Source organism: Caballeronia sp. ATUFL_F1_KS4A (genome assembly GCF_023630905.1).
Taxonomy (GTDB): domain Bacteria; phylum Pseudomonadota; class Gammaproteobacteria; order Burkholderiales; family Burkholderiaceae; genus Caballeronia; species Caballeronia zhejiangensis.
This window is the reverse complement of record NZ_JALQEB010000083.1, coordinates 1-233: the sequence shown is the minus strand read 5'-3', so window position 1 is coordinate 233 and position 233 is coordinate 1. Positions and strand designations below refer to the sequence as shown.

General features: G+C 55.4%; 1 protein-coding gene. It reads left to right on the top strand.

Annotation, left to right across the window (positions count from 1 at the left end):
- Positions 1-233: DUF1353 domain-containing protein (locus NCS03_RS31110; RefSeq protein ID WP_250530524.1), on the top strand; the 233-nt coding region annotated here is incomplete at both ends.

The following is a 233-nucleotide window of genomic DNA, read 5'->3' as shown; positions in this document are numbered from 1 at the left end:
CCAAAGATCAATGGTTCGATAAGCTATTTAAGGACAGGGCAGTTGACGAGGCGCTGAAGATGGGGCGGTTTCGTGACCACTATTACTATCTCACCGGGCCTATATCTTGGCATCCCGGCGCCAACAACGACCCCGGCCTTCCGACGGTAATCGTGCCGACCGGGTTTGTGACTGACCTCGCCAGCATTCCACGAATTTTCTGGAGTGTATTGCCACCCGACGGAGACTACGCG